The organism is Methylophaga sulfidovorans, from assembly GCF_900114205.1.
Taxonomy (GTDB): domain Bacteria; phylum Pseudomonadota; class Gammaproteobacteria; order Nitrosococcales; family Methylophagaceae; genus Methylophaga; species Methylophaga sulfidovorans.
The window spans coordinates 1-25,854 of sequence record NZ_FOSH01000021.1; the positions used below are offsets into that span (position 1 = coordinate 1).

At 42.6% G+C, this 25,854-nt stretch carries 23 protein-coding genes; 19 read left to right on the forward strand and 4 right to left on the reverse strand.

The annotated features are described in order from the left end of the window. Nucleotides 1-95: 95 nt before the first annotated feature. The 3 genes from BM232_RS13760 to BM232_RS13770 form a co-directional block, all read right to left on the reverse strand. Nucleotides 96-1,211 (reverse strand): PQQ-dependent sugar dehydrogenase, encoded by a 1,116-nt coding sequence (locus BM232_RS13760; protein ID WP_091715835.1) that lies wholly within the window; start codon nt 1,209-1,211, stop codon nt 96-98. 21 nt (nt 1,212-1,232) lie between these two features. Then, nucleotides 1,233-2,849, reverse strand: coding sequence for a protein adenylyltransferase SelO (locus tag BM232_RS13765; protein WP_091715838.1), 1,617 nt, complete (start codon nt 2,847-2,849; stop codon nt 1,233-1,235). Nucleotides 2,850-2,916: 67 nt separating this feature from the next. Next, entirely contained in the window at nt 2,917-3,936 is a 1,020-nt protein-coding gene (locus tag BM232_RS13770; protein ID WP_091715840.1) for a metal-dependent hydrolase, read from the reverse strand. 145 nt (nt 3,937-4,081) lie between these two features. Between BM232_RS13770 and BM232_RS13775 the strand changes: the two genes are divergently transcribed. From BM232_RS13775 to BM232_RS13785, 3 genes are all read left to right on the forward strand, one after another. Continuing rightward, complete coding sequence (locus BM232_RS13775) at nt 4,082-5,674, forward strand: tetratricopeptide repeat protein (RefSeq protein WP_091715842.1); 1,593 nt, start codon at nt 4,082-4,084, stop codon at nt 5,672-5,674. 34 nt (nt 5,675-5,708) lie between these two features. Beyond that, entirely contained in the window at nt 5,709-7,400 is a 1,692-nt protein-coding gene (locus tag BM232_RS13780) for a Wzy polymerase domain-containing protein (protein ID WP_091715844.1), read from the forward strand. Nucleotides 7,401-7,565: 165 nt separating this feature from the next. Beyond that, nucleotides 7,566-7,991, forward strand: a complete 426-nt coding sequence (locus BM232_RS13785) for a pilin (RefSeq protein WP_091715847.1) — start codon at nt 7,566-7,568, stop codon at nt 7,989-7,991. Nucleotides 7,992-8,051: 60 nt separating this feature from the next. Here the strand turns inward: BM232_RS13785 and metG are convergent, their stop codons facing one another. Further along, nucleotides 8,052-10,079, reverse strand: coding sequence for a methionine--tRNA ligase (metG, locus tag BM232_RS13790; RefSeq protein ID WP_091715850.1), 2,028 nt, complete (start codon nt 10,077-10,079; stop codon nt 8,052-8,054). A 177-nt stretch (nt 10,080-10,256) separates the two neighbouring features. Here metG and BM232_RS13795 point away from each other — a divergent pair, with 177 nt between their 5' ends. The 16 genes from BM232_RS13795 to dcd all read left to right on the forward strand — a co-directional run bounded on the left by BM232_RS13795 (nt 10,257) and on the right by dcd (nt 25,854). Further along, the gene (locus BM232_RS13795; protein ID WP_091715853.1) at nt 10,257-10,760 is read left to right on the forward strand and encodes a hypothetical protein; all 504 of its coding nucleotides are present in this window, start codon (nt 10,257-10,259) and stop codon (nt 10,758-10,760) included. A 2-nt stretch (nt 10,761-10,762) separates the two neighbouring features. Further along, nucleotides 10,763-11,347, forward strand: a complete 585-nt coding sequence (locus tag BM232_RS13800) for a succinate dehydrogenase/fumarate reductase transmembrane subunit (RefSeq protein WP_091715855.1) — start codon at nt 10,763-10,765, stop codon at nt 11,345-11,347. Continuing rightward, on the forward strand, nt 11,347-13,287 hold the full coding sequence (locus BM232_RS13805; protein WP_091715858.1) for a fumarate reductase/succinate dehydrogenase flavoprotein subunit: 1,941 nt from the start codon (nt 11,347-11,349) through the stop codon (nt 13,285-13,287). Before BM232_RS13800 ends, BM232_RS13805 begins: the two co-directional genes overlap by 1 nt. Further along, nucleotides 13,284-14,012 carry a succinate dehydrogenase/fumarate reductase iron-sulfur subunit gene (locus tag BM232_RS13810; protein WP_091715860.1) on the forward strand — a complete coding sequence of 243 codons (729 nt, stop codon included), beginning with the start codon at nt 13,284-13,286 and terminating at the stop codon, nt 14,010-14,012. The genes BM232_RS13805 and BM232_RS13810 overlap by 4 nt, the downstream gene beginning before the upstream one ends. A gap of 54 nt (nt 14,013-14,066) precedes the next feature. Next, a complete protein-coding gene (locus tag BM232_RS13815; protein ID WP_091715863.1) occupies nt 14,067-14,579 on the forward strand; it encodes an ATP-dependent zinc protease family protein in 513 nt (170 codons plus the stop codon). Continuing rightward, complete coding sequence (rimK, locus tag BM232_RS13820; protein ID WP_091715865.1) at nt 14,579-15,484, forward strand: 30S ribosomal protein S6--L-glutamate ligase; 906 nt, start codon at nt 14,579-14,581, stop codon at nt 15,482-15,484. Before BM232_RS13815 ends, rimK begins: the two co-directional genes overlap by 1 nt. A 2-nt stretch (nt 15,485-15,486) precedes the next feature. Further along, nucleotides 15,487-16,539 carry a succinylglutamate desuccinylase/aspartoacylase family protein gene (locus BM232_RS13825; RefSeq protein WP_091715868.1) on the forward strand — a complete coding sequence of 351 codons (1,053 nt, stop codon included), beginning with the start codon at nt 15,487-15,489 and terminating at the stop codon, nt 16,537-16,539. A gap of 117 nt (nt 16,540-16,656) precedes the next feature. Then, nucleotides 16,657-18,603, forward strand: coding sequence for a biosynthetic arginine decarboxylase (gene speA, locus BM232_RS13830; protein WP_091715871.1), 1,947 nt, complete (start codon nt 16,657-16,659; stop codon nt 18,601-18,603). 26 nt (nt 18,604-18,629) lie between these two features. Next, a complete protein-coding gene (locus tag BM232_RS13835; RefSeq protein ID WP_091715873.1) occupies nt 18,630-19,829 on the forward strand; it encodes a saccharopine dehydrogenase family protein in 1,200 nt (399 codons plus the stop codon). A 5-nt stretch (nt 19,830-19,834) separates the two neighbouring features. Then, on the forward strand, nt 19,835-21,001 hold the full coding sequence (gene nspC / locus BM232_RS13840; RefSeq protein WP_091715876.1) for a carboxynorspermidine decarboxylase: 1,167 nt from the start codon (nt 19,835-19,837) through the stop codon (nt 20,999-21,001). Between the two features lie 10 nt (nt 21,002-21,011). After that, nucleotides 21,012-21,878, forward strand: coding sequence for an agmatinase (gene speB, locus BM232_RS13845; protein ID WP_091715879.1), 867 nt, complete (start codon nt 21,012-21,014; stop codon nt 21,876-21,878). 150 nt (nt 21,879-22,028) lie between these two features. After that, complete coding sequence (locus tag BM232_RS13850; protein ID WP_091715882.1) at nt 22,029-22,436, forward strand: ketosteroid isomerase-related protein; 408 nt, start codon at nt 22,029-22,031, stop codon at nt 22,434-22,436. 10 nt (nt 22,437-22,446) lie between these two features. After that, nucleotides 22,447-23,034: a GNAT family N-acetyltransferase gene (locus BM232_RS13855; protein WP_091715884.1), complete on the forward strand. Its 588-nt coding sequence runs from the start codon at nt 22,447-22,449 to the stop codon at nt 23,032-23,034. A 63-nt stretch (nt 23,035-23,097) separates the two neighbouring features. Next, nucleotides 23,098-23,979: a carbon-nitrogen hydrolase family protein gene (locus BM232_RS13860; protein ID WP_091715886.1), complete on the forward strand. Its 882-nt coding sequence runs from the start codon at nt 23,098-23,100 to the stop codon at nt 23,977-23,979. Nucleotides 23,980-24,102: 123 nt separating this feature from the next. Then, nucleotides 24,103-25,206 carry an iron-sulfur cluster carrier protein ApbC gene (gene apbC, locus BM232_RS13865; RefSeq protein WP_281248307.1) on the forward strand — a complete coding sequence of 368 codons (1,104 nt, stop codon included), beginning with the start codon at nt 24,103-24,105 and terminating at the stop codon, nt 25,204-25,206. Nucleotides 25,207-25,293: 87 nt separating this feature from the next. Then, a complete protein-coding gene (gene dcd, locus BM232_RS13870; RefSeq protein WP_007144838.1) occupies nt 25,294-25,854 on the forward strand; it encodes a dCTP deaminase in 561 nt (186 codons plus the stop codon).

The window sequence follows — 25,854 nt, forward strand, 5'->3', positions numbered from 1 at the left end:
GAGTGGCGATTTAATAACAGTGACCCAAAGAGTCAATTAAAACAATTAACTCAATGGGTTAAAGCGAATATGGGCTAGTTATCTGGATCAGCCCCCTACTTTATTTTAGGTGTAATGCGGTAGATACTGCCAGCATCAGTACTAATGAGTAATGCGCCATCAGGTGTTTCAATCACATTGCGTATTCTGCTGGATAAGGTATTTAATAAGCGTTGCTCATCAACTGCCTCATTTTTCTCATTCAGAGTGACAATATTCAGGTGTTGCAGGCTCAATGCACCGATGATCAGTTTACCAGCCCAACCTGGAAATAATGTGCCCTGATATTGAATAAGACTGCTAGGTGCGATAGACGGAATATAGGTTTTAACCGGTTGTTCCATGCCTTCCTCGTGTGTGCCATGACCGACGGAAAGTGGTGCCCAGTATTCTTTACCATAAGATATTTCTGGCCAGCCATAATTATTGCCAGCTTGTATTAAATTAATTTCGTCACCACCACGCGGCCCATGTTCAATTTCCCATAATTGCTGTGTTTTTTGGTTATAAAACAGTCCTTGAGGATTTCGATGGCCATAACTCCAGATTTCCGGTAAGACGCCACTTTTGCTAACGAATGGATTATCAGCAGGTGCGGTTCCATCCATATTGAGGCGTAAAATAGAGCCGGCGTGGGTCATTAAGTTTTGAGCATTTGGACGCTCGCCACGCTCTCCGACCGATAAGAAAATATGACCCTTGCCATCAAACGTAATGCGTCCGCCATAGTGCACATCGTTGCCAGTACGTGATTGGGTGACAAGGAGTTCCTGCCAGTCGACGAGTGTGTTGTTTTCAATTTTTGCTCTGGCTAGGGTGGTTGCCCCTTCATCATCTACATCTTTGGCATAACTCAGGTAAATCCAACCTGTTTTATCGTAGTCAGGAGAACGTTTTACATCGAATAAACCGCCTTGCCCCTGAACCAGAATATCGACTGGCAAACCTGTAATTTCCTGTAGTCGTTTTGTTTCTTGATTGAATTGATATAAGTGACCATCACGCTGGCTGAGTAATAACTCATTATTATCCAGATAATCCATTCCCCAGATCACAGGAATGTCTGACAGTAACTCTTTAATATTCAGATCTTTATCCTGGCTGACATCTGCAGCGACAAATGAACTAAAGATAAGAAAAGCAAAAGCGGAGAGTGTATGGATTAGTTTCATAGTCATATCCTTTTAACTAATTTATGAACTACATGAGAGCATTGAGCAGCCAGGTTTGTTTCTGGCCCAGTCAGGGCGTTTAGCTGCGTATTGTTCGTATTGTGGTTGTTCATCATAGGGATGACGCATCACATCCAGAAGTTCATTGATCAAACTGGAATCACCTTGTTCGGCCTTATCTATAGCAACTTGAGACAGATAATTTCGCAACACATATTTAGGATTAACCGCGTTCATCTTGGTTTTACGTTTTTCATCGCTAATGCCATCTTCTTCAACGCGGCTCAAATACGCTTTTAGCCACTGTGCAATGTCTTTTTTATCTGCTTGGCTTAGGGCATCAGGTGAGTAAAAAGCCACCATTAATGGCGACAGAAGTTCATCATCAGTTTTGTTTTTATCTTCGATGCTAACATCAGCCAGATGACGATAGAACAGCGTCATATCGGTTTCAGCGAGTAGCATAATGCGATTCATTTCCTGATGTAACTCTTCATCAGCAGCTTTAAACTCAGCTAAGCCTAATTTATCAGCGCGCATTTGTTGCCATTTATCAGTGTAGACCGTGACATAGTCGTTCAAAATATTTCTTAAGGCTTCAGCATCATCGATTAAAGGATAGATAGCATTGGCCATTTGTAATAAATTCCACTGGGATATCTGTGGCTGTGCGCCAAAGCGATAACGTTTCTCTGCTGCGTCGGTGGTGTTTGGTGTCCAGTTGGGATCATAATCATCTATCCAGCCATAAGGACCATAATCAATGGTAAGACCCAGCACAGAAGTATTATCGGTATTGAAAACGCCATGGACAAAACCAACACGCATCCAGTCAACGACCATATCGGCCGTGCGTTCACAAACTTCACGGAACCAGTCTAAGTAGGTTTGTTTACCAGGCGTACCTAAGTGAGGGAAAAAGCTATCAATGGTGTAATCAACCAGTGTTTTTAAGGTTTCACTATCGCCACGGGCACTGAAAATTTCATAACTGCCCAGACGTAGAAATGACGGGGCAACCCGACAAACGACTGCACCAGGCTCGCTCTGTGGCCGGCCATCATAAAACATATCCCGAATCACATCGTCACCAGTAGTGATCAGACTTAATGCCCGGGTTGTTGGCACGCCAAGGTGGTACATAGCTTCACTACATAAAAACTCACGTACTGAAGAACGCAATACAGCCAGACCGTCAGCAGAACGTGAATAAGGTGTTTCACCCGAGCCTTTTAGTTGTAAACACCAACGTTGGCCTGAGTCACTGATAATTTCACCGAGGTTTATTGCACGACCATCACCCAGTTGCCCCGCCCAGTTACCAAACTGGTGACCGCCATAACATTGAGCATAAGGTTGCATACCTTTCAGCTTTTGATTACCGACAAACACTTGTTTGAATAACTCACTCTGACAATCCTGATCCGTTAGTCCAAGTTCTTCCGCCATTTCTACGGAGTAGGCTATTAAGCTTGGTGAACTGGCTTTTTTCGGTGTGACATAAGAAAAGCATGCGCCAAGCACTTGTCGACGGAAATTTCCTGTTTCCGGATCAGCAGGCAAACGCTGAATAAATTGATTATCAAACTGCCAGTTAAGCAGATTATTGGTGTTTTGCTTTTCAGTTATCTGTGTCATGGCACCATTACATCAAAATTAAGTGGAACAAAAAACCTGTTAAAAGTGCTGTTAATGCATGAGCAATTTAATTGGGCTGAGGATTGAACTCTATAGCCGGATTACAGATACGCTGCCAAACCCAACGAACGCCTTCCCGACGATGATTTTGGCTGGGAAAACGGTTGGGAATAATTGCTATAAACCGTTGCTGATCTTTTTCTGCGATCTGAAAGCGGAAAAAATAGCTGGGCTCCATACCCATCCGTAAATCCGAAGCAATGACGTGATTACCTTGCAGTTCGAGTTTGAATAAACTGTTAGTGAACCAATTTATGCGTTTGTAGGCTGGGAAGTGTTCTGTTTTATCAATAAGCTCTGCACCACGATGATAGGTTTTAAAAATGATAGGCTGATTACCTTCCAAGATGGAATGGAAGCCTTCGTAATAATGTTCATCATTAACGGCAATCACCCGCCATAAAAGCGTATTAAATGCAGTGGCTGAAACTTGCATCTGGTCAACTTGAATATCTTGCTGAGTAAAAGCGGTTTCAGCTTCATGTTCAACCCATTTTTGAGCAATCAGTCCCCATGACAGATACAAGCAGCTGAAAGCAAAGGTATAGCGCATGAGTTTTTTACTGATGACGTTATCCGGCGCTATCAAAATGGCCATAAAACCAATTAGCAGCGGAACCGAGTAGGCTGGATCAATAATAAATACACTGCCGCCGGAGACTGGATTTGGCATTAACGGCCAGAACAATTGCGTGCCATAGACAGTGAGTGCGTCAAGAGCTGAATGTGTTATTAAGGCCAACCAGACAAGTAAAAACCAATTGAGGTAGCTAAAGGTTTTATCTCGATCAAAACGATGCAACAACAAGGCGAGTAAGGGAGCAATCGCCGTCTGCACAAACCAGGAATGTGTCCAGCTGCGGTGTAAGGTCATTGAAGCTAGATCGGTTTCATGCGGAATGAAGATATCTAAATCGGGTAATACAGCAATTGCTGCTCCCCATAACACCGCTTTTCGTGGGGATTTTTTACCAGCAACCATATATCCTACGGCACCGCCGAGTAATGCTTGTGTTACTGTATCCATCTGATTTGTATAACCTTAAAATATGTAAGTCGATTAATGTGAGATTTTACGTTTTGCTAAGTGTTGCGAGGAGCAGGTCCCTGGGCTACATTCGGCTAACTTAAATTATCTCACTAACCGCTGAATTCAAGACACTGAGCTCAACATGAAAAAGACCGCCCAATTAAGACAAGTATCTCAAGCTGAAATTCAACCCATTGTGAATGCATTAAATTCAGGTCAGTTAGCCGTAGCAGAATCAATGTCAAAGAAATTGCTAAAGCAGTTTCCCAATGCTTTTGTTTTACACAATCTGTATGGCAATGCACTTGCCGGACAAAATAAAACCAAAGAGGCAGTAGATGCTTTTCGTAAAGCGATAAAAATTGATCCCAGCATCGCCGAAATGCACTTCAATGTCGCGGCGCTTCTTACCAATATGAATCGTCATGAAGAAGCCATTCAAAGTTATAAAAAAGCGGTTAGTATCAAGCCTAATCTAGTGGATGCTTATTATAATATGGGCATTGCTCATCAAGCCTTAAAGCAATATCCACAAGCAAGCCAGAATTATCAAAAAGCGATTGATCTGGAACCAGGCTTTTATGAAGCGATAGTTAATCTTGGTGTCGTTTTGCAAGAGCAGGGCATGCTGGTGGAAGCCATCAACACATACAACAAAGCATTACACATTCATACTGATGCTCAGATTTATTTCAACCTGGGGACGGCCTACAAAAATCAGGGTAAATTAGGTGAAGCAATTACTGCCTATAATAAGGCATTAGAACTGAATCCTGATTATGCTGATGTACATCGCAGTGTCGGTGAGGTGTTGCGTGATCAAGGTCGCTATGAAGAATCCGTTGCTGCTTATAAACGTGCCTTAGAAATTAATCCCGATTTACCCATGGCTAACTACAGTCTGGCAGTTTATCTTTATGACTGTGGTGATTTACAGGGTGCTTTGGAACACTTTCAACGCTCACAATATGCTGACTGGCAAGAACGTTCTTTATACTGCCTGTATAAAACAGGGCAGTTTGAGGAATTTAAAAATGGGCTGGATGCATTAAAACGCAGTAAAGATAACTCGCCATTTTTAGCGACATTGTCCGGACATTATGCTGAAAACTTTAGTACCGAGAATGATTACAATTTCTGTAAAAACCCACTGGACTTTGTGTTTCATACCGAAATCCCCGAGTTGAAAAACAATAGTGAATTTCTGAATCAACTTTTAAATGATATTCATACCTGTGACGTAGATGAAAAATCGCAAGGACGACTCTACAACGGTGTGCAATCCTCCGGTAATTTATTTAAACGGCCTGAAGCCTCTTTCCGACAACTGGCTGAATATGTCGCTCAAGCAGTAGAACGATATCGTCAGACCTTTGCCGGAGAAAACTGTCAGTTCGTTAAAGCTTTCCCGAAAACCACGGAATTTGCCAGTTCCTGGTATGTGAAAATGAAAAGCGGTGGTCATCTCACTTCCCATATTCATGAAGAAGGTTGGGTCAGTGGTTCCTTGTATTTGTCGTTACCGAAAAATAAACAGCATGAACATGAAGGTAGTATTGAGTTAAGCACGCATGGCGACGACTACCCGAAAAAACATGACAATTTCCCCACAAAAACCATTGCCCCGGAAGTCGGCGACTTGGTGATGTTTCCCTCATCCTGCTTCCATCGCACCATTCCATTCAGCTCAGATGAAGAACGTATTTGTATTGCGTTTGATTTGAAACCGATGTGATAGCAAATTAAAAAAGCCAAAAGGATATTGCTTAATGCAAAACCAATCATTATCACCCAGTAGAATTCTTGAAGGTTTGCTGTTTTTACTTTTTGTCGTTTCGCCGTTTTACATTACGTCGAGTATTGGTGGTACAGGTTTTGATTTACCTTTTAATATTTCAGTTTGGTTTGCTGCAACATTAGTTATTGGTTTTATGCTCTGGCATGTCGCCGGTAGTAACACGATTACCTTACCCAAAAATTATATTTATCTATTGATGTTGCCAGCCGGCATTTTATTATCGGCTGTTATTGCCGGTGTGGTTGAACCTGTAACATGGTTATTTAGAATTTTATATATCCTTGCCGGTGTTATTTTTCTATTTGGATTATTTCAGTTTAAAAGCCTGTCGGTTGAGCGGGTATTGTTTTTTATTGTTCTATCTGGTTTGCTGGTTTCCATCTATGGCATTGTCCAAATACATCAATGGCAGAGTTATACCGGAAGCTTTTTACAAAGCTCAAAAAATCTATCTCCAACCACTATTTTTCAGCAAGTGAATGTGACGGCGAGTTATTTAGCCACATCAATATTAATTGCTATTTATCTGCTGTTTACTTCATCAGTTAATGTAAAAAAAACAATTCAATCGATTTTATATATCACAGTGGTCTTGAGCACTTATGTCGTCGTGTCATCAGGTTCACGAGTGGGATTATTGTCACTTGCTTTAGGACTTATCTTCCTTTTTATTGGGTTATCACAATCAATAAAAAAAGATAAAGTAAAATTCAGTGTCGTCATTCTGATGCTGTTATTGAGTTCTTGGGCTGGGCAAGCTGGTTTAAATAAAACCACTGATAAAGCCTATGAATTAGTTAATGCAGAGAATTCAGAAGCTAGAGTGGTTATCTATCGCGCTGCTCTCGGTTCAATTCAATCATCACCACTTGTTGGGCATGGTATAGGTAGTTATAAAAAAGAGTGGCTAGCGCACTCACCTGATTGGTATGAATATTATTCAACTGTTGATATGCCCTATACATTGGAACATCCACATAATGAATTATTAATGTGGGCGATTGAGGGGGGAGTGTTAGCTGTTATTGGTATTTTGATAGCGTTGATATCGACAGTATGGTGCATAGCCCGCTTTTATGGGCTGACAAGCCTAGCCTATTTTTCATTGTTATTGCCAATATCAATGCACACTATGCTTGAACTGCCTTTTTATATTTCATCCTTGCATTGGTTTGTATGGTTATTTCTTATTTTTGTGGCATTAAAAAATATCGTTGTTGATAAAAATAATCAACTTAGCCGGATGGCGGGACTGTTTATTAGAGGTATTACCCTTATTTTAGGGGTAGTTTCATTGTTATTTTTATTACAAACAGGTATAGCCCAAAAGGATATTACTGACTATGTCTATGGTCACTCAACCGATAAGCCTCTTCAGCTGGCATTGATAAATCCTTATTTTCAGGGTGATGCCAGAACGATGGCAAACCGAAGCGTGCTTTATCATGCTATTAAAAATGGAAATCATCAAAAAATCATCCAAATGATCGACCAATTGCAACTACAATTGGATGCTGATCCTGACTTAAAGTTATTTGAAGATGTAATTAATGGCTTTGAATCGATAGAGAATAAGCATAAAAGCTGTTCTGTTGCTGAAGAAGCATTAAAAAATTATCCATGGAATGGTGGGTTAAAGAAATATCTACTTACGTGTCACTAAAGTTGACACAAATTGTCACTTATTGACAATTATGGTGATTTTTAACTGAAGCAGTTTTTATTTTTTTTCCTATGCTTATGAAAATTAAGTAGAAGTTTAGTTGGCATGATAACTGTAAATGAAGTTTTAAGCGTTGTGCTTATACAAGAAATACGGAGATAAAATATGAAAAAGGTCCAACAAGGTTTTACTTTAATTGAGTTAATGATCGTTATAGCCATTATTGGTATTTTGGCAGCTATTGCTTTACCTGCTTATCAAACATACACAAACAAGGCAAAGTTCTCTGAAGTTATCCTAGCTACGGCAGCTGCCAAAACAGCTGTAGAATTATGTGCAATGGATCTGAATACAGTTACTGGCTGCACTGCTGGGAGTCATGGGGTTCCCGCAGATGTGACTACTGCAAATAAAACTCAGTACGTGGCGACTGTGCAGACTTCTGATGGTCAAATTACAGCAACTGCCAGATCAACAAATGGCTTGAGTGGTGAAATATATAAAATTAACCCTACATTAACTGCCGGTCAAGTCACATGGGACTTAGATGCTGCTACTTCTACATGTGATGAAAAAGGTTACTGTAAGTAGTAGAAAATTGACAAAAAGCCCCGCACTGCGGGGCTTTTTTTGCCTATAAGAATGTAAATTTTACTTTACTCTCATCCCAGGCTGAGCGCCATCATCCGGATTCAAGATAAACAAATCCTTTCCACCTGGCCCCGCTGCCAGCACCATCCCTTCTGATAAACCAAAGCGCATTTTACGTGGAGCTAGGTTGGCGACCATTACTGTTAATTTACCGATAAGGTCTTCTGGCGAGTAGGCTGATTTAATGCCTGCAAATACCTGACGTTCACCTAGGCCAATATCTAATGTGAGTCTAAGTAGTTTATCTGCCCCTTCCACATGTTCAGCATTGACGATTTTGGCAATACGTAAATCGATCTTAGCAAAGTCATCAAATTGGATTTCATCGGCTATGGGGTCAATATTTGTATTGCTTGCTGTTTGCTTTTCTACTGGTTTTGCTTCTGCCATATTTTCTTTCGATTCTTCAATGATGGCATCGATTTTTTCTTTTTCGATACGTGTCATCAGTGGTGTAAATTTATTAATGGCATGACCTAAAAGTGGTGAAGCGATATCAGCCCAATTCAATGCTTCGATATTGAGGAAGGCTTCAGCTTGTTCAGCTGTTTTTGGCAATACTGGTTTTAAATAAGCGATTAATACACGGAATAAATTAATTCCCATGCTGTAAATAGCCTGAACTTCTTGTTCTTTACCTTCTTCTTTTGCCAGCGCCCACGGCTTCATTTCATCGATATATTGGTTGGCACGATCTGCAAGCGCCATAATTTCACGCATAGCCTGACCAAACTCACGTTTTTCATAGCGTTCTGCTATCACCTCCGCTTGATTGGTGAAGTTTTCAAACAAGGCTACATCAGCCAATGAATCACTTAACTGACCATCACACTTTTTACTCAGGTAACCGGCACAGCGACTGGCAATATTGACGACTTTACCGACTAAGTCAGCATTAATTCGGGTTTGGAAGTCTTCCAGGCTTAAGTCAATATCATCGATACCACTGCCAAGTTTGGCAGCAAAATAATAACGTAGATATTCTGGAGTAAGGTGGTTCAGGTAAGTACGGGCTTTGATGAAGGTGCCACGTGATTTCGACATTTTTTTGCCATCGACAGTCAGGAAACCATGTGCATACACATTATCTGGCTGACGGAAACCCGCACCTTCCAGCATGGCAGGCCAGAACAGGGCATGGAAATAAATAATGTCTTTACCAATAAAGTGCACCATCTCGGTATCGCTGCCTGGTTTCATAAAGGCATCAAAGTCAACACCCGTACGATCACAGAAGTTTTTGAAACTGGCTAGATAACCAATCGGCGCATCCATCCACACATAAAAGAACTTATTGTCCGTATCCGGAATTTCAAAACCGAAGTAGGGAGCATCACGCGAAATATCCCAGTCTTGTAAACCACTATCAAACCACTCGCTGAGCTTACGTGTCACTTCGGGTTGAAGGTGATCGCTATTAGTCCATTCTTTTAATGTTTTTTCAAAGTTACCGAGCTTGAAAAAATAATGTTCTGACTCTTTGGTAATGGGAGTGGCACCCGATACAGCCGATACAGGATTTTTGAGTTCAGTGGGTTCATAAGTCGCACCGCATACTTCGCAGTTATCACCATATTGATCCGCTGCACCACATTTCGGGCATTCACCACGAATGAAACGATCCGGCAGAAACATTTCTTTTTCAGGATCGTAGGCTTGGCTAATAGTTCTCGATTCAATATGACCTGCATCGCGGTTAGCAAGATAAATCTGACTGGCTAATGCCCGATTTTCGTCACTGTGTGTGCTGTGAAAGTTATCAAAGCCAATATTGAACTCGGCAAAGTCGGCCTGGTGCTCTTTGCTGACATCGCTAATCAATTGCTCAGGCGTGATACCTTCATTTTGTGCTCGCAACATAATTGGTGTGCCATGCGCATCATCTGCGCAGACGTAATAGCACTGATTACCACGCATTTTCTGGAAACGTACCCAGACGTCAGTTTGGATGTATTCCACCATATGGCCCAGATGTATTGAACCATTGGCATAGGGAAGAGCGCTGGTGACCAGAATTTTTCTTTGCATTGTGTGAACCGAAATTAACCGTGATAAAAGCCATAAAAGATACCAGAATTAGGGTGTTTACACCATGTAAACATCCGCTTTATCTCTATGTTTCATCGTAATATTGAAATGCTTCAGTGTTTGCATTAGATTGGACTAAACACAGCTCGTGATTCGTCTGCCATTTCGGGGTAATTAATGGATCTTCATATACATAATATTCATGCTGATTCGGTCGAACTGGCGCTGGAAAAAGCACGTCAATATCGTTCTCTTGCTGAGCCTGAGATTGCCGAAAGTATCTGTCTGGATATTCTGCATATCGAGCCAGACAATCAAAAAGCCCTTGTGCTTTACATTCTGGCTTTGAGTGATCAACTGCATCATGCCGGCAAAAAAACGCAAGTGAAGTCAATAGAAGAAGCCATTGAAAAATTACAAAGTCGTTATCAACAATTTTATTACACAGGGCTTCTAAATGAGCGGCGTGCTCGGTTTATGCTAACTCAGAGCATGGCAAGAGTATTTGCCTATGACTATTTTATTGAAGCCTTACAGTTTTATCAGAAGGCTGAAAAAATACGGCCAGAACACAATGATGAAGCCACACTACGCTGGAATAGCTGTATTCGTACTATTGAAAAAGAAAACCTGAAACCTCGTCCTGATAATAAGGATGCCAGATTGGATATGGAAAGCTGAGCATGACGTTATTACAGATACAAAAACGCACCATGACTATCGCTGGCTCAGTATTAAGCGTTTATCTCCTGTTTCATATGCTGTCCAATCTCAGTTTCTTTTTTGGTGATAGCTTCAATCATTTCTATCAAATTTATAATTCAGTCTGGATTCGTTGGCCTGTGTTGGCTATCGTACTGATTTGTTTATGGATTCATGTTCGGGCAGCGGTAACCATACGTCGAAAGAACAGTCAGGCCAGGCAGGTTGGCTATAAAAAACACGATAAATTTCAGATACCAGCATCGTTGGTGACAATAAGCATCACATTATTGTTCTTGTTTATCATCGTACATATTTTGCAGTCATTGTATGTGAACCCGCTTGATGTCAGGGCGTCTATACTTGACTGGTTCAGCTCTCCATTTATCACACTGTTTTATCTGATGGGGGTATTCATATTAGTAATGCATTTGCAGCATTCATTGATTAATGTTCTTCAAACCTTGGGAATCTCATCCAAAATGCACCATATTGCTATTCATTCGGTAGTCGCCGTTTTGGCACTAGGTTTCATTTCTATTCCTGTTTATGTGTGGTTAACGTGATGAGTGAGTTTGAATTAGATAGTCATGCTCCCAAAGGGCCATTACAGGATAGATGGAAGCAGCATAAATACAATTCCCGTGTTGTTAGCCCGGCCAACCGCAAAAAATATACAGTGATTGTTGTCGGAACAGGGCTCGCTGGCGCTTCTGCTTCTGCTTCACTAGGCGAAATGGGCTTTAATGTAAAAACCTTTTGTTTTCAGGATAGCCCGCGCCGTGCTCATAGTATTGCGGCTCAGGGCGGTATTAACGCTGCCAAAAATTATCAGAATGATGGTGATAGTGTCTGGCGTTTGTTTTATGACACGATTAAAGGTGGTGACTTCAGAGCCAGAGAATCCAATGTATTCCGTTTAGCTGAACTAAGTACCGCTATTATCGATCAGGCCGTAGCTCAGGGCGTGCCCTTTGCCCGTGAATATTCAGGGTATCTTGCAAACCGCTCGTTTGGTGGTGCTCAGGTGTCGCGAACATTCTATGCCAGAGGACAAACCGGACAGCAACTCTTACTCGGTGCTTATCAGGCGATGAGCAGGCAGATTGCAGAAGGCACCATTACACATCGTTCTCGCTGCGAAATGCAGGATTTGATCATGGATGGTGACAGGGCGATTGGAATTGTGACTCGTGATTTAGTAACTGGAGAACTGGAAAGCCATATCGCTGACTGTGTAGTCCTCTGTACTGGTGGCTATAGTAATGCCTTTTATTTATCCACCAATGCCAAAGGTTGTAATACCTCAGCTATCTGGCGTGCCCATAAAAAAGGGGCCTTATTTGCTAATCCTTGTTTTACCCAGATTCACCCAACCTGTATTCCTCAGCATGGTGAGTTACAGTCAAAGCTGACATTAATGAGTGAATCGCTACGCAATGATGGCCGTGTATGGGCACCAAAAAACAAAGCGGATTGTGATAAACGACCTGAAGAGATTGCAGAAGAGGACCGTGATTATTTTCTTGAACGGATGTATCCCTCATTTGGCAATCTGGTACCACGGGATATTGCCTCCCGCGCTGTTAAATTGATCTGTGATGAAGGGCGTGGAGTAGGGTTTGAAATTGAAGGGAAAAAACTGGGTGTCTATCTTGATTTTGCTCAGGCAATCAAGAAACAGGGACTAGCCGCAGTTGAAGAAAAATATGGCAATCTGTTTGAAATGTATCAGCGTATAACCGCTGAAAATCCCTATGAAACCCCGATGCGTATCTATCCCGCGGTGCACTACACAATGGGCGGATTATGGGTTGACTATAATTTGATGACAACCATTAATGGTTTATTTGCAGGTGGCGAAGCGAACTTCTCAGATCACGGTGCGAACAGGTTGGGTGCGAGTGCACTGATGCAGGGGCTGGCAGATGGCTATTTTATTTTGCCAACCACCGTAGCGGATTTCCTAGCGAAACAGAAACCAATTAAGGCAGAGCATTATGCCAGCCAGATTGATGAAGCGATGCAGTCAGCCAAACGTCGCATTGATAGTTTGATGAAGGCACCTGAGCCTTCAATAACGCCTGATGAATTTCATCGGCAATTAGGGCAAATTCTCTGGCATGCTTGTGGTATGGCCCGAACTAAATCTTCACTTGAAAAAGCAATTAAGGAGATACAGCATCTGCGAGAAGAATTCTGGCAGAAAGTGAAAATTTCTGGTTCCGAAGAGGGCTTAAACCAAACCTTAGAACGTGCAGGACGTGTTGCCGACTTTTTTGAGTTGACGGAGTTGATGTGCATTGATGCGCTGGACAGAGAAGAATCATGCGGCTGCCATGCACGTGAAGAACATCTGACAGAGGACGGTGAGGCCAAACGAAACGATATGGATTATTCCTATGTTGCTGCCTGGCAGTACAGTGGTGATGTCAGTCACCCAACGCTTTATCGTGAATATCTGCATTTTGATTTTGTTCGACCCAGCATAAGAAATTACCAATGATTTTTAAACTGAATATCTGGCGACAATCCGGACCCGATAAAAAGGGTGATTTCGAAGCGTATGAAATTGATGCGAGTGAAGACTCCTCGTTTCTGGAAATGATGGATGCATTGAATGAAAAGTTGATTTTGCAAGGGGAGGACCCGATTGCTTTTGACTTTGACTGTCGTGAGGGTATTTGTGGCTCCTGTAATCTTGTTATCAATGGCACACCGCATGGTAAACAACAGGCAACCACAACATGTCAGCAATATATGCGTGATTACAAAGACGAAAAAGAATTATGGATTGAGCCCTGGCGAGCCACTGCTTTCCCCATTATCAAAGATCTTATCGTCGACAGAAGCGCCTTTGATCGCATTATCCAGGCCGGCGGATATATTCCCATTCGCACAGGCTCAGCTTGTGAAGCGAATACATTACCGATAGATAAACACATCGCGGACGATGCTTTTGATGCAGCGACATGTATAGGTTGTGGTGCATGTGTGGCTGTATGTCCGAATGCGTCAGCGACTTTGTTTGTAGCTGCAAAAATTGCACATTTATCTGTTTTGCCTCAGGGGGAAATGGATAAACAGCGTACTGCTAAATTACTGCAAGCCATGGAAGAGGAAGGTTTTGGTAGTTGCAGTAATTATCGAGAATGTGAACGTGTCTGCCCTAAAGAAATCAAAGTCAGTGCTATTACTACAATGAATCGTCTTCTTTATCAGAATCGTTGACGCATTCTGCCCAGTGCTATCATTAAACTTCGTAAAATAAACGGCTAATATCTGATGACTGAAGATCCAAGTAAAGCAATTGTCACTGATCCTATTATTGTGGGCTGGCGGGAGTGGCTAAGTTTACCTCAACTTGGTCTGAACCGAATTAAAGCGAAAGTGGATACAGGTGCCAGAACCTCAGCTATTCATGCATTTTCAGTGGAAGAGTTTGAACAGGAGCAGCAACTTTGGGTTCGGTTTGGTGTGCATCCCAATCAGGGTGACAACGATACCATCAAATGGTGTGAAGCTTTAGTCATTGATCAGCGCAATGTAACAGATTCTGGGGGGCATACTGAAAAACGTTATGTGATTCAGACTGAGCTATCACTGGGTAATAAGAAATGGCCTATAGAAGTCACTCTGACAAACCGCGATAATATGCTGTTTAGAATGCTGCTAGGTCGAACCGCCATGACCGCCGGCAATCTTATTGTGAATCCTGCCATGTCATTTATGACTGGCCAAAGTGTTCAGGAGCATGATGAACAGCCTATTAAAGAATTTTTTGATGGAGAAAGCTGATGAAAATCGCCGTTCTTTCTCGTAACCCCAAGTTATATTCAACCCGTCGCCTGGTTGAAGCTGCTGAGGCTCGCGGTCATGAAGTGCATGTATTAGATGTGCTTCGTTGTTATATGAACATTACATCGCTAAAACCCGAAGTTCACTACAAAGGTGAAATCTTGACAGGTTATGATGCGGTCATTCCTCGGATTGGTGCTTCTGTGACTTTTTATGGTACCGCCGTGCTCCGTCAATTTGAAATGATGAGTGTTTATCCATTGAATGAGTCGGTGGCCATCAGCCGATCACGAGATAAATTACGCGCGCTTCAATTATTATCACGAAAAGGTATTGGTTTACCTGTCACAGGGTTTGCACACCGACCGGATGATGTTGATGACTTGATTAAGATGGTCGGTGGCGCGCCTTTGGTTATTAAGTTACTGGAAGGCACGCAAGGCATCGGTGTCGTTCTGGCAGAAACAGAACAAGCCGCAGAGAGTGTTATTGAAGCCTTCATGGGTATGAAAGCCAATATCCTGGTCCAAGAATTTATCAAAGAAGCTGGTGGTGCGGATATTCGCTGTTTTGTGGTCGGTGATAAAGTCGTTGCATCAATGAAACGTCAGGGAAAAGAAGGTGAATTTCGTTCTAATCTTCATCGCGGTGGCAGTGCGAACTTGATTCGTATTTCCCCATTAGAAAGAGCAACGGCTGTTCGTGCTGCAAAAACCATGGGGTTGAATGTCTGTGGTGTTGACTTACTTCGTTCAAATCACGGTCCGGTTGTAATGGAAGTGAATTCATCACCAGGACTGGAAGGGATTGAGAACGCCACAGGCAAAGATATTGCCAGCATGATCATCGATTTTATTGAAAGAAATGCTCGTTCGGGTAAAACGCAGACGCGAGGCAGAGGCTAAATATGTCTGATGTGCTGGTGTTAGCTGGCGAAGAAGTCAGATTAGGGCAAAGCAAGATAATTGACGTTCCTTTGCCTGATCTCTATATGCAAACAGCGTTGAGCATGCCTGTCCATGTTATACGTGGGCGTCGTAAAGGACCTATTCTGTTTGTTTCAGCAGCAGTACATGGTGATGAAATCAATGGTGTTGAGATTATTCGCAGACTGGTGAAAAGTAAGAGTCTTAAAGGCCTTAAAGGCACAATCATCGCCATTCCTGTGGTCAATGTGTATGGCTTTTTAAATCAGTCTCGTTATTTACCAGATAGACGCGATCTTAATCGCTGCTTTCCTGGTTCGGATGAAGGCTCGCTCGCTGCCAGATTAGCCGATTCTTTTATGAAAGAGGTCGTCAGTCATTGTACACACGGTATCGATCTGCATACGGCTGCTATTCATCGCGATAATTTACCTCAGATAAGGGCTGACTTATCCAATCCTGATGTAGAGATGATGGCGCATGCTTTTGATGCACCTGTTGTGGTGAACTCCAGTTTGATTCAAGGGTCACTACGTTATGCTGCAGCATCTTATGATGTGCCTGTTATCGTTTATGAAGCTGGTGAAGCTTTACGATTTAATGAAATGGCGATAAGAGCCGGTGTTAAAGGTGTTTTGGCTGTCATGCGGCATATTGGTATGTTGGCGAGTACGCGGCAAAAAAAACGTCCACACGAACCCTTTGTCGCTCGCAGTAGTGTTTGGGTCAGAGCGCCAGAAAGTGGCATCTTCAGAATGTTGGTGCCTATGGGCGCCAGTGTGAATAAAGGAGATTTGTTAGGCATGGTGGCGGCCCCTTATGGTAAAGGTGATTCCGAAACAGAGGTGCTGGCAAGCAGCTCTGGCATTGTCATCGGTCGTACCAATATTCCTCTGGTTAATGAAGGGGAAGCCTTATTTCATATCGCAAGGTTTAATAAACCGGATGAAGTTGCTGATAGTTTGCTGGCTTTCCATACGGATTTGGATCCGGCTACAGATACTGCAGTACCTGATGAATTACCCATAATCTGAGTAGATGTCACTATGGTGTCATCTCGCTAATGTAATAATTGAAATAATTCTTTGCTTTTTCACTGCAAACTAGTGAAAATCGCGGCCTTTAACTAACCAAGACGGGAATAATCGTCAATGCAGAAAACGCCTTTTCCTACTATCGATAACGAGCTGGATTTAAGTACTGAATGGAGTGCTGAACATAGTGCTCGCTTATATGGTGTTAGGGACTGGGGAAGCGACTATTTTGACGTTTCCGAAGAGGGCAATGCTGTTGTCAGCGTCCAGTTTGGTGAGAAAACCATTCAGGTGCCAATCATTGATATCGTCAATGGCATGCGTGAGCGTGGACTGGATATGCCTGCCGTGTTACGCATTGAAAATCTGTTAGATCATCGTATTACTCAGCTTAATGAAGCGTTTGCACGGGCCATTGAAGAAGCGGGTTATAAAAATCATTACCGTGGTGTCTTTCCCATCAAAGTTAACCAGCAATGCCATGTTATTGAAGAGATTGCTGACTACGGCAGTCGTTATCATCATGGGCTGGAAGCGGGCAGTAAAGCAGAGTTAATTATTGCGCTGTCACAGCTGCGTGATCAGGATAGTCTGATCGTCTGTAATGGTTACAAAGACGAAGAATTTATCGAGCTTGGATTGTATGCCCGACAAATGGGGATCAAGTGTTTCTTTGTGCTGGAAACAGCGATGGAACTGGATATTATTCTTGAGCGTAGCCGTGCTTTGGGCATTGATCCTTTAATTGGCGTCCGCATCCGTCTGGCTTCTATGGTTGAAGGTCACTGGAATGAAGACAGTGGCGATCGTTCCATCTTTGGCTTATCTACCAGCGCTTTATTAGGCGTGGTCGATAAGCTCAAGCAAGCTAATATGCTGCACTGCTTACAGTTACTGCACAGCCATCTTGGTTCTCAAATTCCCAATATCCGTAATATCCGTACCGGTGTGATGGAAGCGTGTCGATTTTATGCTGGCCTTATCGAAGAAGGTGCCCCAATGGGTTATATCGATATGGGCGGTGGTTTGGCTGTTGACTATGAAGGCGCCAGAAGTAACAGCACGCACAGCATGAACTATGGTTTAGACGAATACTGCTACAACATTGTTGAAGCCTTACAGGAAAGCCTAGATCCGCTGGATATCCCACATCCGGTGATTATTTCTGAGTCTGGACGTGCGCTGGTGGCTTATTCATCGATGTTATTGTTCAATGTACTGGAAGTACGTGAACATAAAGCTGAGCCGATACCTACCGAGCCACCCGAAGATAGTCATGACCACATTATTAATTTGTTCAGTGTGCTTGATTATGTGAGTCCAGAAAACTTGCAGGAGTGTTATAACGACTCTCTCTATTACCGTGATGAGATGCGTGAATTATTTCACCATGGACAAGCGACCATTCGTGAACGTGCCTTAGCTGAAAATCTGGCACTGGCTATTCTGGAAAAGATTTCGAATTTGCTACCACAGGCAAGACGTATATCTCAGGAACTGGAAGCGTTACCAGAGCTGATGTCTGATATTTACTATGGTAATTTCAGTTTATTCCAGTCGTTACCAGATATCTGGGCAATTGATCAGTTATTCCCGATCATGCCAATCCACCGTTTGAATGAAGCACCGGTCAGAGATGCCGTTTTAGCAGATATGACCTGTGACTGTGACGGTAAGATTGATAACTTTATTTCACCAACGGGCGTGAAAAAAACGCTACCTTTACATGAACTTAAACAGGGCGAAGAATATTATTTAAGTGTTTTTCTGGTTGGTGCTTATCAGGAAACGCTGGGTGACTTACACAACCTGTTTGGTGATACCAATGTGGTCAGCGTGCATATCAACGAAGAAGGTGGTTTTGATTTCCGCCGTGAGTTCCACGGTGACAGCATTGCCGATGTATTAAGTTACGTTGAATACGATCCAAAACACATGTTAGAACAATTCCGTCGTATTGCTGAAGAAGCAGTGCGTGACGGACGAATTTCGGTGCCTATGCGCCAACAAATGTTGCATGCTTTTAAAGAAAGTATGCATGGGTATACTTTTTTTGAACGTTAATTGAGACGAGTTAAAGGAATTCAGCAATGTCTAAAGTCCTGATTATTGGTGCCGGCGGTGTCGGTGGCGTAGTCACACATAAATGTGCGCAGTTACCAGAAGTATTCTCTGAAATTGTATTGGCAAGCCGAACAGAAGAAAAATGCAAAGCTATCGCAGCCCAATTGGATCGACCAATTAAAACAGCGAAAGTCGATGCAGATAATGTCGCTGAATTGACGACTTTATTGGAACAAGAAAAACCTGACTTAGTGATTAATGTTGCTCTGCCATATCAGGATTTGACCATTATGGATGCCTGTTTGGCAGCTGGTGTCGATTATCTGGATACGGCTAATTACGAGCCACTTGATACTGCTAAATTCGAATATAAATGGCAGTGGGCTTACCAGGATAAATTTAAAGAAGCCGGTTTAACCGCTCTGCTTGGCAGTGGTTTTGACCCTGGTGCGACCAATGTTTTCACTGCTTATATTGCTAAGCATTATTTCGATGAAATCCATGAACTAGACATTATTGATGTCAATGGTGGCGATCATGGTTATCCTTTTGCAACCAACTTTAATCCTGAAATTAATATTCGTGAAGTGACTGCTGAATGTCGACACTGGGAAGGTGATGAGTTTGTTGAAACACCAGCTATGTCGAAAAAAGCGACATTTACCTGTCCGGAAGAAGTCGGTACTTACAATATTTATCGTATGTACCATGAAGAGCTGGAATCATTAACTAAAAATTTCCCGACCTTAAAACGTGCTCAATTCTGGATGAGTTTTGGTGAGAGCTACCTGAAACATCTGGAAGTATTGGGTAATGTCGGTATGACAGGTATTGAGCCGATTGATTATAACGGTCAAAAAATTGTCCCGATTCAATTCCTGAAAGCCTTATTGCCTGACCCATCAACCTTAGGCCCAAGAACCAAAGGTAAAACCTGCATTGGTTGCGTGGTGAAAGGCATTAAAGACGGCAAAGAAAAAATTGTTTACCTGTATAACATCAAAGATCATCAGGATTGTTATAAGGAAGTACAGTCCCAAGCCATTTCTTACACCACAGGTGTGCCAGCGATGATTGGTGCCAAAATGATGTTAGAAGGTAAATGGAAACAACCAGGCGTTTGGAATATTGAACAGTTTGATCCTGATCCGTTTATGGAAGACATGAATAAATATGGCTTGCCGTGGAACGTCATTGAACTTGATAACTTTAATCTGGACAACTAATTTCCATGCAGTTTACTGATTTTGGCAAACTGGATTTATCCCGTTTGCCATCACCATGTTTTGTTGTTGATGAAGTCGCAGTAGAGCGTAATTTACGCATTTTGCATGATGTCTCCGTGGTCAGTGGTGCAAAAGTGCTCGGCGCCCTAAAAGCTTTTTCAATGTGGTCTCTTGGTGATTTAACCCGGAAATATCTCAACGGAACTTGTGCTAGCGGATTACATGAAGCCCGCCTAGGGTATGAAGAGTACGGTGGTGAAGTACATGTCTTTGCTGCAGCTTTCAGTCAGGCTGATATTGATGAATTACTGACCTTTGCTAATCACATTGTATTTAACTCCTGCAGCCAATGGTTGCGGTTTCGGGAGCAGTGTCTTGTTGCACAGAAACAACGTCCGGATTTGGAGTTTGGTCTGAGGATTAATCCAGAACACTCTGAAGGTGCTGTGCCAATCTATGATCCTTGTTCACCGGGTTCACGTCTGGGTATCACGCTATCGCAGCTTGATGAAAGTGCATTGGAGGGGATTAGCGGCCTACATTTTCATACCTTGTGTGAGCAAGGCTTTGAGCCACTTCAGCGTACCGTAGCGGCTGTTGAGTCGAAGTTCGGTCATTTATTACCGCAAATGAAATGGGTTAACTTTGGTGGTGGTCATCATATTACCGCTGATGGCTATGACATTAATGGTCTAGTGGAATTAATTCAGGCATTTCAATCGCGTCATCAAGTGCAGGTCTATCTTGAGCCAGGTGAAGCCATGGCGATTGGTACTGGCATACTAAGCTGTGAAGTACTGGATATCACCTGGAATAAACTGAATCAGGCTATTCTTGATACGTCAGCCACTTGTCATATGCCTGACACACTGGAAATGCCATATCGTCCCGATATTCGTGGTGCAGGTGAGGCAGATGAGTTTGAATACACTTATCGACTTGGCGGTTTAACTTGTCTGGCTGGGGATGTGATTGATGATTACAGCTTCAAACAACCATTGGAAGTCGGACAGCGGCTGATTTTTGAAGATATGGCACATTACACCATGGTCAAAACTACCACATTTAATGGCACAAAATTACCAGCTATTGCGTTGTGGAACTCAGAAACCGATGCCTTACGCATTGTGAAAGAGTTCGGCTACGACGATTTTAAACACAGATTATCTTGAGTTGATACAAATGGAAGATTATCCAATTTTTCTTGGTTCAGAAATTGAACAGCCAGAACCAGACAAAGCGATGTTTCATGTATTACCGGTGCCCTATGAAAAGAGCGTTTCATATGGCGGTGGTACCGCTTTAGGTCCTAATGCTATTTTGCAGGCTTCCTGGCAACTGGAAGAGTGGGATGGCAAAAGTAAACCCTGTGATGAAGGTATTTATACCTGTGAACCGGTAGATTGCGGTGTGGCACCACAACAAGTTATCGATAATATCGCTAAAGCTACAGCAGAGATCATTAAAGCTGGCGCCATGCCGGTTGTACTTGGTGGTGAACATACGGTGACTTATGGTGTGATTAAAGGCTTGCGTGATGCCGGTATCGATGATTTTGGCATTGTGCAGATTGATGCTCATGCCGATTTGCGTCAGGCGTATGAAGGTGATTTCCTTAGCCATGCTTCTGTCATGAAACGTGCTGTCGATATGGGAATTCCACTTTATCAACTGGGTATTCGCGCTTATTGTGAAGAAGAAATGGCTTTCCGCGACGAGTTCGGTGTGTTGTATCAGGATGCAGATGAGTTAGTACCTAATCGGATTCAGTCAATCGAGCTGCCTGACGATTTTCCACAAAAAGTGTTTTTCACAGTGGATATTGATGGCATGGATCCTTCTGTATTCCCATCAACAGGTACGCCAGTGCCTGGTGGTCTGGATTGGTATCAAACACTCAACCTGTTTGAGTCAGTCGCTAAACAGCGTGAGATTATCGGTTTTGACATCATGGAATTTGCCCCGATTGAGGGTTTTCACGCTTATGATTTTTCGGCGTCTTTATTGACCTATAAATTGATGGGCATTGTACAAAGAAACCGTCATTAACTATCGAGTCTGGTGCGCGAGTCAAAAAGTGAATGAATCAGATCGCCTTATTGTAAGCTAAGGATATGAGGCTATTAATAAATTAAGTCTTTTCCTCATTCCATGAAACAGATAAAATTCGGCCTTTTTTAATCTTTGGAATTTTTCATCATGAATCAAGCTACAGTAAAACTGTTGGAAGACTACTACAATGCATTTAACCGCGGCGACATGGATGCATTTCTTAATATGCTGACAGACGATGTTATTCATGATGTAAACCAAGGTGGTCGTGAAGTTGGTAAAGAGGCATTCAAAAAGTTCATGGATCGCATGAATGCTCACTACAAAGAAAACATTATTGATATTTCTATCACAACAAATGAAGCGGGTAATCGTGCAGCTGTTGAGTTCACTGTATTAGGTGAATACTTATCTACTGACGAAGGTCTTCCAGAAGCGGCTGGTCAAACATACCGTTTACCTGCTGGTGCATTCTTTGTGATTCGTGATGGAAAAGTTGCTCGTATCACTAACTACTACAACTTAGAAGACTGGATCGCCCAAGTCGCAGGCTAAGAGGTGTGCGATGTTAAGACTGGAAAGACTGTCTGGCGATAAACTCAATCAATACATTCCGGAGCTTGCTGAGCTCCGGATTCGTGTTTTTCGTGACTTCCCTTATCTTTATGATGGGGATCTGACATACGAAGAAAAATATCTTCAAACCTATATTGAAGCGCCTGATAGTGTCATTGTGCTGGCTTTTGATGGCGAGCATGTTGTTGGTGCCTCTACCGGCATTCCGCTTAAATATGAAACAGATGAAGTCAAAGCGCCTTTTGTCGCTGCTGGCTATGATATCGACAAGATTTTTTACTGTGGTGAATCAGTATTATTGTCTCAATATCGTGGACAAGGTGCTGGCGTCGCGTTCTTCGATGAACGTGAGGCACATGCTCACGAAGTAGGAGGCTTTGAGTACAGCTGTTTTTGTGGGGTTCAACGTCCTGAAGATCATCCATTGAGACCAGCTGATTACCAACCTCTTGAAAATTTCTGGCGTAAGCGTGGTTATGAAAAACACCCGGAACTTAATACAACATTTAGCTGGAAAGAAGTCGATGAAGCAATTGAGTCACCTAAACCGATGACTTTCTGGATGAAAAAAATATAATCTTCTTGTGTTAAAGGAGCCGCTCTTTGCGGTTCTTTTTGCACAACCCCCGTGGAAAAATAAATGAGTAAAGTTAAAGCAGCGGTTGCCCAGTATGATATTGGCTTCTTCGCACAATGGTTTGAGTTTGAAGATAAGCTCACACAGTGGGTGAGCCAGGCAGCTAAAAATGGTGCCAAGTTACTGGTTTTTCCTGAATATGGCAGCATGGAACTCACATCACTTTTTGGTGAGTCCGTATATAAGGATTTGGGAAAACAATTGCATTCGATGCAAGAAGTGTATGCCGACTATGAAGCCTTATATAGTCAGTTGGCGAAACAATTTGATGTCATGATCTTAGCGAGTTCTTTCCCGGTATTACAGTCAGATGGCAGTTTTAGAAATCGGGCGAATCTGTATGGTGTTGATGGACTGATTGATTATCAGGATAAGCTCATCATGACGCGCTTTGAGAATGAACAGTGGCTGATTCATGCTGGTCAGGATATTAAAGTTATTGATACCGATATCGGCCGTCTTGCTATCAATATTTGTTATGACAGTGAGTTCCCTTTAATTGCTCATCAACAGGTTCAGGCTGGGGCCGATGTGGTTTTAGTGCCGAGCTGCACTGATACACAAGCTGGTTTTTATCGTGTCAGAATCGGTTGCCAGGCCAGAGCTTTGGAAAATCAATGTTATGTACTTCAGTCGCCTACATTTGGTGAAGCACTATGGTCAGAAGCCGTTGATGTGAATACTGGTCGTGCCAGCATCTATACGCCAGTTGATTATGGCTTCCCTGATAATGGCATTCTGACTGAAGGGGCTGCCGATACGGCACAATGGGTGTATGCAGATTTGGATTTGAATGAGATTGCCCGCGTGCGTCAGCAGGGACAAGTATTTAATTATCGTGATTGGCCCTTGCAAAATACGTTACGAGGCCCCAAGTTAGATTGATAATGAACGCCGTCTTAAAGATGGCGTTTTTTTTAGTTATCAGTTTAGTCAGACCAAGCATATTTTACGTCTGACATACCAATAAAAAATAGAACACGTGCGTCTCAGCGTAGACTAAACGCACTGAATAGACAGGAGTGCTCCATGTTAGATAATGCTCAGATAAAGCAGGTTATTAACGACTTTCAGGATCCATCAACCGAAATAAAATTGGGTGAAACGAATCCCGGGATTATGGTGGCAGAGGAGTCTGGCAAGCAAACTGTTTCCGTCGTTTTACGTTACCCGATAAAAGGTTATATCGATCAACTTAGTTCGGAATTAACATCTGCTTTACAGCAAGCGGGAGCTGAAAACATCAATGTTGTTGTCTCAAGCGAAATTATCAAGCATAAAGTACAGCAGGGTGTGCAGGCGCTGGACAATATCAAAAACATCATTGCTGTCGGTTCTGGCAAAGGTGGTGTTGGTAAATCAACAACTTCAGCCAATCTAGCTTTGGCATTAGCTGCCGAAGGGGCAACTGTAGGCGTGCTTGATGCCGATATTTATGGACCAAGCCAACCACGCATGCTGGGTGCCAATGGTCGTCCTGAATCGCCTGACGGCAAGAGTATGAACCCCGTAGAATGTTATGGTATCCAAACCATGTCGATTGGTTTCCTGATTGATGAGGAAGAACCGATGATCTGGCGCGGGCCGATGGTGACACAAGCCTTGCAACAGTTACTGGGTGAGACAAACTGGAAAAATCTGGATTATCTGATTATCGACTTACCGCCAGGTACCGGTGATATTCAATTAACGCTGTCACAAAAAGTACCGGTCAGTGGTGCTGTTATTGTGACCACACCACAAGACATTTCTCTGCTTGATGCTCGTAAAGCTTACAAGATGTTTGAAAAGGTTAAAGTGCCGGTACTGGGCATTGTTGAAAATATGAGTACACATATTTGTAGTCAGTGTGGTCACGAAGAGCATATCTTTGGTGACGGCGGTGGCAAGCGCATGGCTGAGCAGTACAATCTTAATTTACTCGGCAGTTTACCTCTGGATATTAAAATTCGTGAAGATGCTGACTCAGGTAAACCGAGCGTTGTCACTGAACCGGATGCAGATATTTCAATGGCTTATCGTCAAATTGCCCGCCGTGTTGGGGCCAGATTGGCCATGCAGGGTAAAGATTACTCAGCAGCGTTTCCAAACATTGTGATTAAAAATGACTAATGTTTAGCTAAGACATAATAAAGCCTATTCAAGATATGTTTTAATAGGCTTATGATTGAACATTTATAAAGGTATAACCAAGCAACTATGATTAAGTCAGATAAATGGATCCGTCGTATGGCGGAGCAGGGAATGATTTCACCTTTTGAACCGGGACAAGTTCGATATCGTGATGATAACCGTATTATCTCTTATGGTACCTCCAGCTATGGTTATGATGTCCGTTGCTCAAATGAGTTTAAAATTTTCACCAATATCAATTCGGCAATTGTTGATCCGAAAAATTTTGATGAAAGCAGCTTTGTGGATGTGACATCTGATGTTTGCATTATTCCACCGAATTCATTTGCTTTGGCTAGAACAGTCGAGACCTTCAAAATACCGCGTAATGTATTAACAGTATGTCTGGGGAAATCCACTTATGCCCGTTGTGGGATTATCGTGAATGTCACGCCACTGGAACCTGAATGGGAAGGTCAGGTGACCTTGGAGTTTTCTAACACAACACCTTTACCAGCCAAAATTTATGCTAATGAAGGTGTGGCCCAAATGTTGTTCTTTGAGTCTGATGAAGTCTGTGAAACCTCTTATGCAGATCGTGGTGGTAAATATCAGGGCCAGTCTGGTGTGACTCTTCCTCGTTCCTGA

Bases quoted from the DNA above. Each gene is read 5' to 3' on its own strand.
- BM232_RS13825 (WP_091715868.1), top strand. From the start codon at position 15,487: ATGTCTGATGTGCTGGTGTTAGCTGGCGAAGAAGTCAGATTAGGGCAA.
- nspC (WP_091715876.1), top strand. From the start codon at position 19,835: ATGCAGTTTACTGATTTTGGCAAACTGGATTTATCCCGTTTGCCATCA.
- BM232_RS13805 (WP_091715858.1), top strand. From the start codon at position 11,347: ATGAGTGAGTTTGAATTAGATAGTCATGCTCCCAAAGGGCCATTACAG.
- BM232_RS13835 (WP_091715873.1), top strand. From the start codon at position 18,630: ATGTCTAAAGTCCTGATTATTGGTGCCGGCGGTGTCGGTGGCGTAGTC.
- BM232_RS13800 (WP_091715855.1), top strand. From the start codon at position 10,763: ATGACGTTATTACAGATACAAAAACGCACCATGACTATCGCTGGCTCA.
- rimK (WP_091715865.1), top strand. From the start codon at position 14,579: ATGAAAATCGCCGTTCTTTCTCGTAACCCCAAGTTATATTCAACCCGT.
- BM232_RS13760 (WP_091715835.1), bottom strand. From the start codon at position 1,211: ATGAAACTAATCCATACACTCTCCGCTTTTGCTTTTCTTATCTTTAGT.
- BM232_RS13765 (WP_091715838.1), bottom strand. From the start codon at position 2,849: ATGACACAGATAACTGAAAAGCAAAACACCAATAATCTGCTTAACTGG.
- BM232_RS13860 (WP_091715886.1), top strand. From the start codon at position 23,098: ATGAGTAAAGTTAAAGCAGCGGTTGCCCAGTATGATATTGGCTTCTTC.
- BM232_RS13850 (WP_091715882.1), top strand. From the start codon at position 22,029: ATGAATCAAGCTACAGTAAAACTGTTGGAAGACTACTACAATGCATTT.
- dcd (WP_007144838.1), top strand. From the start codon at position 25,294: ATGATTAAGTCAGATAAATGGATCCGTCGTATGGCGGAGCAGGGAATG.
- BM232_RS13785 (WP_091715847.1), top strand. From the start codon at position 7,566: ATGAAAAAGGTCCAACAAGGTTTTACTTTAATTGAGTTAATGATCGTT.
- BM232_RS13770 (WP_091715840.1), bottom strand. From the start codon at position 3,936: ATGGATACAGTAACACAAGCATTACTCGGCGGTGCCGTAGGATATATG.
- metG (WP_091715850.1), bottom strand. From the start codon at position 10,079: ATGCAAAGAAAAATTCTGGTCACCAGCGCTCTTCCCTATGCCAATGGT.
- BM232_RS13855 (WP_091715884.1), top strand. From the start codon at position 22,447: ATGTTAAGACTGGAAAGACTGTCTGGCGATAAACTCAATCAATACATT.
- BM232_RS13795 (WP_091715853.1), top strand. From the start codon at position 10,257: ATGGATCTTCATATACATAATATTCATGCTGATTCGGTCGAACTGGCG.
- BM232_RS13775 (WP_091715842.1), top strand. From the start codon at position 4,082: ATGAAAAAGACCGCCCAATTAAGACAAGTATCTCAAGCTGAAATTCAA.
- speA (WP_091715871.1), top strand. From the start codon at position 16,657: ATGCAGAAAACGCCTTTTCCTACTATCGATAACGAGCTGGATTTAAGT.
- BM232_RS13810 (WP_091715860.1), top strand. From the start codon at position 13,284: ATGATTTTTAAACTGAATATCTGGCGACAATCCGGACCCGATAAAAAG.
- BM232_RS13780 (WP_091715844.1), top strand. From the start codon at position 5,709: ATGCAAAACCAATCATTATCACCCAGTAGAATTCTTGAAGGTTTGCTG.
- speB (WP_091715879.1), top strand. From the start codon at position 21,012: ATGGAAGATTATCCAATTTTTCTTGGTTCAGAAATTGAACAGCCAGAA.
- BM232_RS13815 (WP_091715863.1), top strand. From the start codon at position 14,067: ATGACTGAAGATCCAAGTAAAGCAATTGTCACTGATCCTATTATTGTG.